The following is a 14,127-nucleotide window of genomic DNA, read 5'->3' on the forward strand; positions in this document are numbered from 1 at the left end:
CGCGCCACCGAGCGGCGGGAGCGTCGTGGCGCCGAGCGGTCAGGGCGCGTTGAGGAGGAACGCCTTCGCGGCGAGGTCCAGGGCCGCGCGGCACTCGGCCGGGGTGTCGGCGACCGCGATGGCGTAGGCGATACGCCCCGACACGTTGCCATAGGTCGGCGGCGACAGGACCTCGCCGACCGTGGCGGAGACGGTCGCCTCGACGATCGTCGGCGGCAGCAGGGCTTCGTCGAAGCCGATCGAGGTGATCACGGTCGCAGGCTCGCTCACCGCGAAGAAGCGGATCCCCGCGGACCTGGTCCGATCGGGCTCGACGGACGGCGCGACCCCGCAGGCGGCGTCGGCGGCGGCGAGCCCGGTGTCCACCCCGGTCGCGAGCAGCCCGAGATAGGGGATGAGCCCGCCGCCGAGGCGCCCGTTGACCTCGATCACCTTGGGCCCGTCCGGCGAGAGTTTGATCTCGGTATGCGTGACGCCCTCGTCGAAGCCGATCGCGGCATGGGTGTCGTGCAGGATCGCGAGGAGCGCGGGATCGGTGCGGAGCGGGTCGTCGGCGTCGACGAAGTGCCCCATCTCGATCCGCCACGGCGGTTCGCTGATCACCTTGCGGGCCAGGACGAGCACCGTGACGCGGCCGCCGTGGATCACCGAGTCGACGCTGATCTCGTCGCCCGGGACGTACTCCTCGACCAGCACCCGGGCCTGGTAGCCCGGGATGCCGCCCTCGACGGCGTGCGTGGCGGCGAAGTGCTCCGGAAGGTCGGCCGGCGAATCGACGCGGACGACGCCCTTGCTCGCGACGAGGTCGCTGGGCTTGAGGATGACGGGGTAGCCGATCTCGGCCGCGGCGGCGGTGGCCTCGTCGAGGCTGTCGACCCGGATGGAGCGGGGCTGCGGCACACCGGCTGCGGCGAGGGCTGCCCGGGTCTGGTGCTTGTCGCGGCAGCGGCCGATCGCGGCGGCACCGGGCCCGGGGAGGCCGAGGGCGTCGGTGGCGAAGGCGGTCTGCGCGATCCGGGCCTCGTCCCAGCACATCATGCCGCTGATCGGCTCGCGGGCGTGCAGGTCGCGGGCGGCGGCGGTGGCGACCTCGGGGTCGAGGTTCTTGCCGAGCAGGGTGTGCCCGCTGATGTAGTCGTTCTCCCAGCTCGGCTCGACGCCCACGAACATGTGGATGCGGTAGCGGGAGCTGATGGACCGCAGGAGGTATTCGCGGTACTTTCTCGGCCCCGTGCGGTAGATGACGAGCAGGGGCAGGGCGTCGTCCATGTGCGGCCTTCGACTGGGCAAGCTGATTGATCAAAAGGGCGGTGCCGGCGCCCGAGGGGCTGCCGGCACCGGTATCTCTTGGATTGGCTACTCACCAGCGGTGAGGCTGCCGATTCTGTGGCTCCTAGGAAGCGCGATCGGTATGCCAGGCGGTGGGCTCAAGGCCTCAGCGCGTGATCCACTGGTGAGCAAGGCTCACGCCTTGTCCGCCGCGATCTCCTCGTAGTCCATGGTGCGCCTCCCTCCAGCTCGAGCCAAACTCGCTAGGCACACGTTGCCTGTCGCATCCCGTCGTGTCAACTATTTCGATCATTAGATCCAGTCAGGATTAGCCGGACATCGACCACATAGTAAGACAGTATTTTGACGGCCAACGATGAATCGCGAGGCTGTGAGCTGCTGTTATGTACGCACGGCCATATTTAGCTGTCTAATCATTGAGACTTTGAGAGATGTTCGTTGGTTGACCCGCGCGGTCCTCGAGGAAACGGTTCCGGAGGGCCACCTTGTCGACCTTGCCAACCTGGGTCAATGGGAGCTTGTCGATAAATTCGATCTCGCGCGGCGCCCAGAGATCGCTGAGGGTCTCCACCACCAGGGTCCGCAACTCGACGGCGGTCACCGCGGCGTCGGGGGAGACCACGACATAGGCGTGGACCGCCTCACCCGTGGCACTGTCCGGTACGCCGACCACGGCCGCCGCGCGTACGTCCGGGTGCCCGGCGAGCAGGTCCTCGATCGGCCGGGAGTAGACGTTGGTGGACCCCTTGCCGGTGATGATGATGTCCTTCTTGCGGTCGACGAGGAAGAGGTAGCCGTCCTCGTCGAGGTACCCGACGTCGGCGGTGCGCACCCAGCCGTCCACGAGGGTCTCCGCGGTCAGCTCCGGCTGCCCCCAGTAGCCCAGCATCGTCAGGCCGCCCGTCGCCCACACCTCGCCGATGACGCCGGTAGGGCAGAGCTTGCCGTCGTCGTCGCGTACCTCGATCTTCGCGTCGCCGTAGGCGAACCCGCACGACCGCAGCCGCTCGGGGTGCTCCGGGTCCTTGAAGGCCCCCGGGTATGCGGTGATGAACGCCTGCTCGCTCATGCCGTAGACGGGCCGGATCACCGGTCCGATCCGGTCGATCGCCTCGGCCATCCGCGACGGCACGATCGCGCTGCCGCCGACCGACCACATGACGACGCTGCTGGTGTCGACGCTGTCCAGCCGGGGGTTGTCGAGGATCTCGTAGAGGATCGGCGGCGTCATGAAGACACTGGTGATCTGCTCGCGCTCGATGGCGGCGAGCGCGGTCTCGGCGTTGTAGGTGAACTCCAGCACGAAGGTGCCGCCGGAGAAGAGCGTGATCATCCCGGCGTTCTGGCCGCTCACATGCCAGAATCCGGCACCGGCGAGGTGCCGCAGCCGGTGCTGCCCGGTCGCGACCCAGCCCTCGGCGAGCGCGAGCAGCGTCTGGAAGAAGATCTGGCCGTGGTGCACGAGCTTGGGCTGCCCGGTCGTGCCGCCGGTCTGGAAGAGTGAGGCCGGCTCCATCGGCACGTCGGCCGGGTCGATCGGCGTCAGCTCGGGCGCGCCGGGCGGGTAGGGCGCGAGGATGTCCGGGCCGAGCCCGCCCTCGCCGAGGCACGCCACGATCGGGACGGGGTTGCCCTCGCTCATGATGCGGCCCATGTTGGGCAGGGTGCGCGCGTCGTAGATGAACGCCTCGACACCCGCGAGCTGCAGGAAGTCCAGGCGGTATCTGCGCGGTGCGTTCGGGGCGAGGAACGCCGACCGGCACCCCATCAGGTGCAGGGCGAGCTGCAGCATCACCGCCTCGGGCGGGTTCTGCACCAGGATGCCGACGGTCATCCCCGGCGTGATGCCGTGCTGGCGCAGCCGTGCCGACACCGTCAGCACGCCGGTTCGCAGGTCCGCGTAGGTCAGGCGGTGCTCACCGGCGACGATCGCCTCGGCGTCGCCGAATCCGTCGAAGAGTTCCAGCACTCGCCGCACGTAGTTGGGTGCCGGCGCGACTTCGTTGTCCATGTGGAGCCACCTCTCATTGTCTCGCCCCGAGCGTGCATTCTGCTGCGCCGCCGGGCAACGGACGATCGGTGGGGATCTTCAGGATCTCCGGGCGCGCCCGCGGGGGCCGCACGCCACAGCTCAATACATGGAGAGGTGGACGTGGTTGGTGTGCGACGCCGACGGGTCGCAGCAGCCGCTGTAGCTTCGCCAGCCCAGTCCCGGGAACCAGATCTTGCGGAACCAGATCACGTAGAGCACGCCGAGCGACGAGGCGTTGCGGATGAAGAACGCCGCCAACTTGTTGCCGTAGGTCAGGTCGCCGCCGGTCGCCGTACCCGCGAAGCCGCCCTTGGCACTGGAGAAGTCGCAGGCGCGGCCGCGCGGGTGCTCGCCCCAGCTCTGCGTGCGCCAGCATTTCGTGAAGCGCGTGTAGCCGTTCTTGCGCGCCTCGTTGTAGGCGTGCAGCAGGCGCGGCGTGATGCAGCCGCCGGTCTTGGTCGGGTCGTCGACGGAGCAGCGCTCGGTCGGCCAGTTGCCGTTCTTGTCCCGGGGTGCCGGGATCGCGGCGGGGGAGTCGGGGTCGAGGTAACCGGTGGCGCTGCCGCCGCCCGCCTTGATGATCGCGGTCTCGGCGACCTTCATCCGGGCCTTCATGTCGGCGGAGAGCTTCGCCTGCTTCGCCGCCTCGGCGTCGACGGCGGCCTTGTCGGACTTGACCCGCTCCTCGGCCGCGGTGAGCCGGCCGATCGCCTGGTCCTGCTGGTAGGTGATCTCCTGCAGCATCGCCGCGCGGTCCAGGAACTGGTCCGGGTTCGCGCTGGCGAGCAGGGCACCGAAGCCGCTGAGCCGCCCGCTCTGATAGGAGGCCGCGGCGAAGTCGCCGACCTTGGCCCGCAGCGGCCCGAGCTCCTTCTCGACGGCGGCGAGCTGGATCCGGAGTTCGGCCTGCCGCTTCGTCGAGACGTCGAGGGCCGTCTTCGCGTCGATGTAGCCGCGGGCGGCCGCCTCCAGATTCTGGATGAGCTGCTGGTTGTGCCCCTCGTCGCCGGGTTCGGCGAGCGCGGGCGCGGGTGGCCCGCCGGCCACGAGCAGGGACGCGGCGACGATCACCGCGAGCAGGCTGGCGGCGATACGGCGCGGGGAAGCCGTCGCGGGCACGGTCGGTCCTTCCGAACCGGGCGGGGGCGCCCGGGCAGCTCACGGAGCCGCCGGGGATCGGCCGGGCTCCTGCGGGGTGAACGATCCGCGAGCACTCTAACCGAGGCGCCCATCCGGCACGAAAATCCTTACGCAGCGCCACAGTGCCGTTACGCTGCCCAGTCCTCCACCGCCGTCGTCACCGGCGCTCCCGTGCGCGCCGACTCCTCGATCGCGAGTCCGATCAGGTGGTCCTGGCACGCCTCGGCGAGCGGGTAGGGGGCATCGCCCTCGTCGCGGCTCCACCGGCCCGTGGCCTCGAGGATCGAGGCGATGGCGATCTCCTCGTCCGACAGGCGCGCCCCGGCGAAGGGGTTGCGGTAGACGACCTCCCCGTCGAAGCCGATGTGGTCCAGGTCGAAGCCCTCCAGGTTGAGGTCGCGGCCCGTCTGCCGCCGCCGCAGGGTCGACTCCATCGGGGTACGCGGGTCGGCCATCCGGATCACCCGATCGTCGACGAGCTCACCGCGACTGCCGCGGACCACGATGCGGCGCGAGCGCAGCGGGTTCCACCACTGGCCGTCGGTGAAGTCGTAGAGGCCGACCCGGCCGCCGAAGTCGAGCGTGGCGAGTGTCGTGACGGTCGGCTGCGGTTCCAGATCGCGCCAGCCCTCGACGCGGTCGAGCGGGGCGATCAGCGGCGCGGTGAAGGCGCGGGCGGAGACCTCGACGGGACCGCAGCCGACGCCGAGCATGCCCCGGATCATCGAGACCGCGTGGTAGAGGTGGGTGGAGGAGACCTGCGCCGAGGTCGGCTCGCCGATCCGGCCGGACCGCACCACCGCGAGCCGGGCGGCGTGGTCGGGGAGCAGGAGATACTGCTCGGCGACCTGCACCATGCGGCGCTCGCCGACGCCGGCCCAGAGGCGGCGCAGGCCGTCGCGGTCGGGCGCGGGCGGCGTCTCGGAGAGCACCCGCAGGCCGCGCTCCACCAGCGCTTCGACCATCCCGGGGTTGACATCCCAGGGCACCGACGTGATCACGAAGTCGGGCCGGTCGCGCTCCAACCCATCAAGATCAAGATGTGTGGGTACGCCCCAGGCGGCCTCGATCTGCGCCGCTCGTTCCGGGGTACGCGTGACGACGGAGCTGACCCGCAACCGGTCGGGCAGCGACGCCGCGAGCTTCAGGAAGAAGTCGGCCCGCCAACCGCTGCCGATCACCGCGTAACGCACAGGATTCTCCGCCATGCGGCGTACTTTATCCCCGGCGTCCGCGACGTGGCGGGTCACGGCCGGGACCAAGATCGCCGCAACTCTTCAAGAGTTGGTCCTAACGGGTTCTCAGGACCAACTCTTGAAGAGTTGCGGCGATCTTGGGGTCCCTGCGCCGCCCATCCGGCCACGGTGCCGATCAGAAGGAGCCGAGCAGCATGTTTCCCGGCGAATCCGGGTCGTCGCTGACGAGGAATTCGCGCAGCGCGACCATGAGCTGCTCCCGTGACAGCTTGCCGCTGCCCCGGGTGTCGAGCCGCGCGAATGCGGCAGCCGCGCCCTCGGCGTCGACCCGGATCGACATCAGGACCGCCTCGAACTCCGCCCGGTCGAGCTCGCCGTCGCCATCACCGTCGTACCCGGCGATCACCGATGCCGCGACCGGCTCCATGACCCGCTCGAAGCCGTCGGGTTCGAAGACCGACTCCTGCACCGAGGCCTGCCACGCCTCGCGGGAGAGCCGCCCGTCGGCGTCGGCGTGGACCGCGAGGATGTCCCAGAGGCCGAGCAGGCTGTCGACGATCTCCTGCCGCCGCGGGTCGTCGAAGCGGAGCTGGGCGCCGCCCGCGATCTGCCGGGCGAGCTCGGCGTAGTCGGTGCGGTCGAGGTAGCCCTTGCCCGCGACATCGAGCAGCGAGAACCGGTGGTCGAGCTTCGCCCGCTGCACGGCGGAGATGACATCGACCCCGTTGGCCGTCATCAGATCTTCCCGTAGAGGGCGTTGCCGAGGGCATCGGGGTCGGGGCTGGTGTAGAAGTCGCGCAGCGCCTCGGTGATCTCGTCGAGGGTCAGCGCGCCCGTCCCGTCGGTGTCGATCTGGTCGAAGGCGGCCGACGCGTCGCCCGCGTCGACCCCCATCGCGGTCAGGAACGACTCGAACTCGTCCTGGTCGAGCTCGCCGTCGCTGTCGGCGTCGTAACCGGCGAGCACCGCCTCGGCGACCGGCGCGATGATCCGGTCGAAGCCGTCGCGCTCGATGATCGACTTCGCCACCGAGGCGTGCCACTCGTCGCGGGAGATGCGGCCGTCGCCGTCTCCGTCGACCTTCGCCGCGATCGCCTCCCAGAGACCGAGCAGGCTGTCGACGATGTCCTGCCGCTGCGGGTGGTCGAGGGGCAGCGAGGCGCCCTGGGCGAGCCGCCGGGCGAGCTCCTCGTAATCCTCGCGCTGCACGTAGTTGTCGCCGGTCAGATCCAGCAGCGTGAATCGGCGGTCAAGCTTGGCCGCCTGTACCTCGTTGATCATTTTTCCCCCGATTAGTGCGGAATATCCGACCGACTCTAGGGGGCGGGTGCTGGTCCGTGAAGTCGGCACACCGGTCCTGAGCAGCGGTTTCTGTGGTCACAGCGGGATGCTCGGCCAGCGGACCGTGAGCAGGACCGAGTCGGTCTCGGCGCGCCAGCTGTGGTCGATGCCCGGCCCCCAGACGACGTAGTCCCCGCGCTCGGCGAGAAGGTGGCCGCCCGTCGTGAGCTCCAGGTGGAACCGGCCCTCGATGAGCAGCACCATCGTCGAGCGGGTGTCACCCGCGGTCCATCCGGCCCGGCTCTCACCCGCCGGGTGCACGCCCCACTTAACTTCAAGATCATCACTCTGGCGTACGCCGGGAGGCATGAAGTGCCCCAGCAGCCAGCCGCGATTGCCCGCCGCGTCGGGACCGGCGTTGCCGGCGTAGACCTCGCCGTTCACGGACTTCCCGCCGGTCCGGCGGCGATGGCGCGGAGCCGGCGGAGCCCTTCCGCGCAGGCGAACAGGCCCTCGTCGCTCCACGCCGCGTCCGCCATCAGCTCGTGCAGCAGATCGGTGTCGAGCGAGGAGTAGATGCGCAGCCCATCGGCCTCCCAGTTGCCCTGGATCATGCCGCCGAACAGGGTCCACCAGGCCGGGTCCTCGATCACGATGAGGCACGCCATCTCGTAGTTGCCGCTCATCAGGTTGAGGCCGACGCCCACGGACTCCATCCGCCAGACACCCGCGTCGCGCCGGTCCACGAGCCACCGCAGCGGTTCCGAGAGCAGGCTCGGATGCATCGGATCGGCGAAGCGCTTCACGTCCACGTCCGCCGAGTCGAGCTCGGTGCGGCCGAAGAGCTCCTCCTCCATCTCCCGCAGCAGGGTGGCGGAGAGCTTGGCGTCGTTGGCGAGATCGGTCAGCGGCTCGTGGAACGCCTTGGGAATCACCGAGAGCCGCCCGACCGCGTTGAGCACCTGCTCGGAGCGCTGCTGCACGAGCAGGGCATAGTCGGGACGGTCCCGCCGGCCGTCCGCGGGGCGGGCTGCGGCGAAGAGCGTGCAGACGCCGCCCGCGCAGATGCGGTTCGCCACGTCGGCGACCTTCGCGAGATCGGGAAGGAGCCGGTCGCGCAGCGGGAGCCGGCGCCGCGCATCGGGGAGGTTGGCGATGAGCTCCGGCTCCAGCAGGTCCATGGTGAGGGCGTACTCGATGAAGGTGGTCGTGGCGAATTCGCAGCGCAGCCGGTCTGGTCGCGGCTCCACCGAGAGCAGGCGGTAGACGGGGGCGTCGACGACCCGGGTCCCGCGCCGGGAGATCTCCGCGACCCGGGCCGCCGCAGCCGCGTAGTGCACCTCGTCGAGGACGAGGGCCGGATCGGACCGGGGGATGAGGACGGCCTGCTCAGCTGCGGTGCCGAGCGCTGCGGACAGGCCGATCCAGTCGGGCTTGGTCACGATGGAGAGCGTCAGCTCCCGATCGGGCAGCGTGACCCGGTAAGGCTGCAGCGCCGAGGACTCGTCGACCCGGTAGTAGGCGAGCAGCGCCTCGGCGATCGACGAGCGCGCCGGGGTCAGTGCCGCACCGGTGGGGCGGGTCGAGGCCGACCGTCCGATGTCGCGCAGCACCGTCTCGGGATCCCGCTCGGACCGGCGGGCGAGCCACTGCAGCAGCACGGGTGCGGCGGAGTGGTCGTTCGCCGGGTCGGCCGGGCGGACGGGCAGCTCCTCGGCCGCTGTACCCAGCCCCATCAGCGATCGGGGGATCGCCAGGCCCTCCGCGATCCGCTCCAGGACGCCGTACGCCGTGACGATCTGGTGCCTGTTGGCGATCGCGCGTACGCGAGTCTCGGCGAGCCCCGTATATCCGGCGATCATCGACCGGCTGAGCCCACGCGAACGCAGGAACCGGAAGACGAAGGCGATGTCGCGCTCGCGGAGCGCCTCGGTGAGCGGACGTCCCTCGAAGGACTCCTCCGTCCACCATCGAGGGTTGATGGGTTGTCCGGGCATGGCCGCCCCTTCCTGCATGACCGCTAACTAGATGTCTGTGGATCTAGGCTGTCATGACCTCCATCGGGGGTCCATCGTGGACCCCCATGAAGGGCCTTATCCCGGTCTGCGCGGTTCATGAAGATATGGGCGTGGCCTTGCCGCTGTTCGCAAGCACGCTGCGGCGGTGGGTGCCGGGCGGGCCGTGTTCCTCGGCTGGCAACTGTGCACGGCCCGCCCATCCACGAACTTCACGAAAGGAAGTGCCATGACCAGGAATTCTCGCGTCGCCGACTACGACCCGGTCTACCGCCAGTACGTCCTGCCGCGGTGGATGACCCAACCGACGACGGCGCTTCCGGCGCTGCCGCCGCGGCGTCCGCGCAACGCGGCGAAGGACCTCCCGACCGGTTGAACTCCCTGACGCCGGTCCGGGGATGAGTGGGGGCGGCGGCCATCGCACCGCCGTCGCCCCCATTTTCGTCTGATTCCCGCTACTCCGGGATCTGTGCTACTCCAGGCTGTGCGTTACTCCTGGACGCAGAGGACCTTGCCGTCGTCGAGCCGGGTGCGGGTGCCGCTGCGGCTGACCGAGTAGCGCTCCAGCACGTGGGTCGCCGCCTCCGGGCAACCGGCCTCGGTGTCGGCGACGCCGATGACCTTGCCGTCGTTGCGCTCGTCGCAGTCGACCAGCTCGGCGCTCTCGACACCGCCGGATACCGACACGCACCGCCCGATGTTGTCCTCGGGCTTGGCGTTGATCCCGGCGATGATGGCGCTGCCGACGAAGCCGACGACCAGGATCGGCACGAGCAGGCCGACGATCGTGGGTCGCAGATAGACCGGCCGACCCGCGTCGAGCTGCGGTCCGTGCGGCCGGTCGTGCACCGGTCGGGGCGCCTCCAGCTTCGCGACCTTCATCCGGGCGAAGAGGTTCCACAGCAGGATGAAGGGCGTGATGAGGAACGACGCCCAGCCCCACCAGCCCTGCACGAGGGTGCGGCTGGTCATGGTGCGGAAGGTCGCGATGCCGCATTCGCGGCAGAAGGGCCCCTCGGTCTTGAGGAAGCTCATCAGGATGATCAGTCCGCGGTGGCCGCGGAAGGTGGCGTCCACCGCCGGTGTGCAACCGCAGAACCGGCAGGTGGTGATGGCGCTCGTGCCCGGGTAGACCGGGAAGACGGGCTGAGGGATCAGATCTGTCACGCGGCGGGACACTACTGGACCGGGCCGGGGTGCGCTGTCCCGCTGACGGCGTCGGTGTTTACGCAGGCCGGGCCGGGCGGAGCGCGGTGGCCGTCGCCGCGATGAAGACCGCCAGCAGCACCGGGATCGCCAGTGCCACGGGCAGGCTGGTGACCTCGGCGAGGGCGCCGATCATGATGGGCCCGGCGACGAACCCGACCCAGCCGATGCTCACCACCCGGGCCAGCACGCGGCTCGCACGGGCCGGGTCGCGGTTGCCCGCCGCCGAGAAGACCTGCGGTGCGATGCAGGACAGTCCCGCGCCGAGACAGGCGAAGCCGATGATCCCGGCGACCGGCTCCCCGATCAGCAGCGCGATGCCCAGGCCGGCGGCGGCGAGCGCGGCACAGCCCCGGACCAGCGTGACCGGGCCGAACCGGGCGGTCAGCCCGTCGCCGACGAGTCGGCCGAGCATCATCGAGATCGCGAACGCCGCGTAGGCCATCGCCGCGAACCCGGGCGAGCTGCCGAGACTGTCGCGCAGATAGACGGTGCTCCAGTCGGCGGCGGCACCCTCGCCGACGAGGCAGCAGAACGCGAGCGCCCCGAGCAGGGCCACACCGCCGATCCGCCCGGCGGGGGTGGTGTCCACATGCGACTCAGGGACGTGCGGTGCGGCGTACGCCCACCGGCGAGCCCAGACCGCGAGCGCCACCACCAGCACCGCGACGGCGGCGAAGGTCTGCGTGGGCGTCCGCGACAGGTAGGCGAAGGCACCGCCGATCCCGGCACCGAGGAAGCCGCCCACGCTGTAGACGGCGTGGAACGACGACAGCATCGGGCGCACGGCGGCCCGCTCGATCTCCACGGCGTTGGTGTTCATCGCGATGTTGAGCGTCCCGTGCACGGTGCCGAGCAGCAGCAGCGAACCCGTGAGCAGCACGAGATTCGGCGCCACCCCCGGTGTGATCAGCGCGAGCCCTTCGGCGACGGCGGCCGGCACCATCACCCCGGCGGCGCCGAAGCGCTCCACGAGGTGGCCGACGAGCTGCATCCCGATGATGGCCCCGGCGGCGAAACCGAGCAGCGCGATGCTGAGCTGCCCGTCCGAGAGGCCGAGATCCCGTTTGATCGCCGGGATGCGCGCGCTCCACGTACCCACGACCATCCCGACACAGGCGAAGAGCAGGCAGGTGGCGATCCGCCCGCGGCGCAGCGCGGGCGGGAGGGGCAGGACGCTCATCGGCCAAGGCTGCCATACCTCGGCGGGCCTCGTCAGCACTAGACTGCGCCGATGACGCCGAGTGATCCCGCAGGCGAGCGGCGTGGCCGCAAACGCGGGGAGACGACGGTCGGCATCATCGCCCGCCTCGCCGGTGTCTCCGCGCCGACGGTGTCCAAAGTGCTCAACGGCCGGCCGGGTGTCGCCCTCGACACGCGCCGCCGGGTCGAGGCGATCCTCCAGGAGCAGGGCTATCGCAGGCCGGACGCGATCGGCCCGGCGCCCGTGCTGGAGGTCGTCTTCCACGCGCTGGAGAGCCACCTCGCGATCGAGATCATGCGCGGTGTCGAGGGGGTCGCCCGGGGACAGTCGCTCGCCGTCGGCTTCACCGAGATGCGCGGCCGCGAGGAGCCCGGGCGGAGCTGGCTGGAGCAGGTGCTGAGCCGTCGGCCCGTCGGGGTGATCGCCGTCTACTCCGAGCCGGCCGCCACGGAGCAGGCCCGGCTCGCGGCGAGCTCGATTCCGCTCGTCACCCTGGACCCCACCGGCGAGCCCCTGCACGACGTACCGTCGGTGGGCGCGGCCAACTGGAGCGGTGGCGTGGCGGCGACCCGGCACCTGCTCGACCTCGGCCACCGGCGGATCGCGATGGTGGGCGGACCCACCGGTTTCCTCGCCGCCCGCGCCCGGCTCGACGGGTTCCGCGCCGCGATGGACGCCGCCGGGGTGCCGGTCGATCCCCGACTGGTACGCGACGGCCGGTTCTTCTTCGAGGACGGGCTGCGGCACGGCCGGGACCTGCTCGCCCTCGATGCTCCGCCGACCGCCGTCTTCTGCGCCGACGACCTGCTCGCCTTCGGTGTCTATGAGGCGGCCCGGGCGGCGGGGCGGCGGGTGCCGGAGGACCTGAGCGTGGTCGGCTTCGACGATCTGGAGTTCGCCCGCTGGTCCGGCCCGGCCCTCACCACGGTGCGCCAGCCGCTGGCGGAGATGGGCGCGGCGGCGGGGGAGATGGTGCTGGCCCTCGCCGCGGGCATCACCCCCACACCCCATCGCGTCGAACTGGCCACCACCCTCGTCATCCGCGACAGCACCGCCCGCCTCCAAGATCGTCGCAACTCTTGAAGAGTTGTTGCTTCAGGCCGCCAGGCCTTAGCAACAACTCTTCAAGAGTTGCGACGATCTTGTTGTGTGCCAATGTCTTGGTGCTCCCCGGACCGTCTTGACCTGGCTGCGGGTGCGCTTTAGCGTGGCCTACGAAATACATCAATAAATGTTTAGAAACGTTTCTATCCTGTCCTAACGCCCAGGCGAGGTGGAACACAGATCATGAAGAGGACAACGACATCCCTGCTCAGCGCCGCGATCGTGGCGTTCGTGGCGGCTGCCGCGGTGGCGATGACATCGCAGCCGGCCGCCGCCGCGACCCTGACCGAGGTCACCGGCTTCGGCAACAACCCGACCAACCTGCGGATGCACCTCTACGTCCCCAACAACGTCGCCGCCCGGCCGCCGATCCTCGTCGCCGTGCACTACTGCACCGGCTCCGGTCCGGCCTTCTACTCCGGGACGCAGTTCGCGTCGCTCGCCGACCAGTACGGCTTCATCGTCATCTATCCCTCGGCGACCCGGAGCGGCTCCTGCTTCGACGTCTCGTCACCGCAGGCACTGACCCACAACGGCGGCAGCGACCCGGTCGGCATCGTCTCGATGGTCAATTACGTGCTGCAACGCAACAACGCCGATCCGTCCCGGGTCTACGTCACCGGCGCCTCGTCGGGCGGCATGATGACAAACGTGCTGCTCGGCGCCTATCCGGACGTGTTCAAGGCCGGTGCGTCCTTCATGGGCGTACCCTTCGGATGCTTCGCGACCACCGACGGCTCGATGTGGAACAGCACCTGTGCCAACGGACAGCTGATCAAGACCGCGCAGCAGTGGGGTGACCAGGTCCGCGCGGCCTACCCCGGTTACACGGGGGCGCGGCCGAGGGTGCAGCTCTGGCACGGCACCAACGACCAGACGCTGCGCTACCCCAACTTCGGCGAAGCGATCAAGCAGTGGACCAACGTGCACGGGCTGAGCCAGACTCCGTCGTCCACGGATACGCCCCAGTCGGGCTGGACGCGTACCCGGTACGGCTCGACCGGCGGCACCGCGCAGGTCGAGGCGATCAGCCTCAACGGTGTCGGCCACGACCTGCCGCAGAGCGGTCAGGCGGCGCTCGCCATCGCGTTCCTCGGCCTCAACGGCACGACCCCGCCGTCGCCGAGCGTCTCCCCGTCGGCCAGCCGGCCGCCGTCGCCGAGCGCTTCACCGAGCGCTTCACCGAGCGTTTCGGCGAGCCCGAGCCCGTCGTCGAGTCCGCAGCCGTCCGGTCCGTGCCGGATCGGTTACGTGCTCAACCCGTGGAACACCGGCCTCACCGCCGAGATCACCATCACCAATACGGGTACGACGGCGATCAGCGGCTGGTCGTTGGTCTTCACGCTCGCCGGCGGACAGGTGATCACGTCCGGCTGGAACGCGACCTATGCCCCGACGAGCGGCCAGGTGACGGCCCGCAACGTCTCCTACAACGGGAGCATCGCGCCAGGCGCCTCCACCGGCATCGGCTTCCAGGCCACCCACACCGGCAACACCACGAGGCCGGCGACCTTCACTCTCAACGGCGCCACCTGCGCCATCGCCTGACCTCCCGGCCGTCCCGCCACGGCGGGACGGCCCCTGAATTCGCGTTGATCAAGGGAAGACTCACCATCTCGGGTGTCCGATTCGCGGCGAGTCTTCCCTTGATCAACGCGA

13 protein-coding genes are annotated in these 14,127 nt (G+C 70.0%); 3 read left to right on the top strand and 10 right to left on the bottom strand.

Annotation, left to right across the window (positions count from 1 at the left end):
* Positions 1 to 39: 39 nt before the first annotated feature.
* The 8 genes from F4553_RS30735 to F4553_RS30770 all read right to left on the bottom strand — a co-directional run bounded on the left by F4553_RS30735 (position 40) and on the right by F4553_RS30770 (position 8,936).
* Positions 40 to 1,269 carry an ATP-grasp domain-containing protein gene (locus tag F4553_RS30735; protein WP_184842992.1) on the bottom strand — a complete coding sequence of 410 codons (1,230 nt, stop codon included), beginning with the start codon at positions 1,267 to 1,269 and terminating at the stop codon, positions 40 to 42.
* A gap of 430 nt (positions 1,270 to 1,699) precedes the next feature.
* A complete protein-coding gene (locus tag F4553_RS30740; RefSeq protein ID WP_184842995.1) occupies positions 1,700 to 3,301 on the bottom strand; it encodes an AMP-binding protein in 1,602 nt (533 codons plus the stop codon).
* A gap of 120 nt (positions 3,302 to 3,421) precedes the next feature.
* Positions 3,422 to 4,441 (bottom strand): coiled-coil domain-containing protein, encoded by a 1,020-nt coding sequence (locus tag F4553_RS30745; protein ID WP_184842998.1) that lies wholly within the window; start codon positions 4,439 to 4,441, stop codon positions 3,422 to 3,424.
* Between the two features lie 149 nt (positions 4,442 to 4,590).
* On the bottom strand, positions 4,591 to 5,670 hold the full coding sequence (locus tag F4553_RS30750) for a Gfo/Idh/MocA family protein (protein WP_184843001.1): 1,080 nt from the start codon (positions 5,668 to 5,670) through the stop codon (positions 4,591 to 4,593).
* 163 nt (positions 5,671 to 5,833) lie between these two features.
* Complete coding sequence (locus F4553_RS30755) at positions 5,834 to 6,394, bottom strand: EF-hand domain-containing protein (protein ID WP_184843004.1); 561 nt, start codon at positions 6,392 to 6,394, stop codon at positions 5,834 to 5,836.
* A complete protein-coding gene (locus tag F4553_RS30760; protein ID WP_184843007.1) occupies positions 6,394 to 6,939 on the bottom strand; it encodes an EF-hand domain-containing protein in 546 nt (181 codons plus the stop codon). Before F4553_RS30760 ends, F4553_RS30755 begins: the two co-directional genes overlap by 1 nt.
* Positions 6,940 to 7,035: 96 nt before the next feature.
* The gene (locus F4553_RS30765; RefSeq protein ID WP_184843010.1) at positions 7,036 to 7,383 is read right to left on the bottom strand and encodes a cupin domain-containing protein; all 348 of its coding nucleotides are present in this window, start codon (positions 7,381 to 7,383) and stop codon (positions 7,036 to 7,038) included.
* Positions 7,380 to 8,936 (bottom strand): transcriptional regulator, encoded by a 1,557-nt coding sequence (locus tag F4553_RS30770; protein WP_184843013.1) that lies wholly within the window; start codon positions 8,934 to 8,936, stop codon positions 7,380 to 7,382. The genes F4553_RS30765 and F4553_RS30770 overlap by 4 nt, the downstream gene beginning before the upstream one ends.
* 247 nt (positions 8,937 to 9,183) lie before the next feature.
* Between F4553_RS30770 and F4553_RS30775 the strand changes: the two genes are divergently transcribed.
* Positions 9,184 to 9,330 carry a hypothetical protein gene (locus tag F4553_RS30775; RefSeq protein WP_184843016.1) on the top strand — a complete coding sequence of 49 codons (147 nt, stop codon included), beginning with the start codon at positions 9,184 to 9,186 and terminating at the stop codon, positions 9,328 to 9,330.
* Positions 9,331 to 9,443: 113 nt separating this feature from the next.
* Here the strand turns inward: F4553_RS30775 and F4553_RS30780 are convergent, their stop codons facing one another.
* Both F4553_RS30780 and F4553_RS30785 read right to left on the bottom strand, forming a co-directional pair.
* Positions 9,444 to 10,121, bottom strand: a complete 678-nt coding sequence (locus F4553_RS30780) for a hypothetical protein (protein WP_184843019.1) — start codon at positions 10,119 to 10,121, stop codon at positions 9,444 to 9,446.
* A 58-nt stretch (positions 10,122 to 10,179) separates the two neighbouring features.
* Positions 10,180 to 11,343, bottom strand: a complete 1,164-nt coding sequence (locus tag F4553_RS30785) for an MFS transporter (protein WP_184843022.1) — start codon at positions 11,341 to 11,343, stop codon at positions 10,180 to 10,182.
* 51 nt (positions 11,344 to 11,394) lie between these two features.
* Here F4553_RS30785 and F4553_RS30790 point away from each other — a divergent pair, with 51 nt between their 5' ends.
* A complete protein-coding gene (locus F4553_RS30790) occupies positions 11,395 to 12,447 on the top strand; it encodes a LacI family DNA-binding transcriptional regulator (protein WP_184843024.1) in 1,053 nt (350 codons plus the stop codon).
* 204 nt (positions 12,448 to 12,651) lie between these two features.
* Positions 12,652 to 14,016, top strand: coding sequence for an extracellular catalytic domain type 1 short-chain-length polyhydroxyalkanoate depolymerase (locus tag F4553_RS30795; RefSeq protein WP_184843027.1), 1,365 nt, complete (start codon positions 12,652 to 12,654; stop codon positions 14,014 to 14,016).
* Positions 14,017 to 14,127: the final 111 nt, after the last annotated feature.

The sequence above is a fragment of the Allocatelliglobosispora scoriae genome (assembly GCF_014204945.1).
Classification (GTDB): domain Bacteria; phylum Actinomycetota; class Actinomycetes; order Mycobacteriales; family Micromonosporaceae; genus Allocatelliglobosispora; species Allocatelliglobosispora scoriae.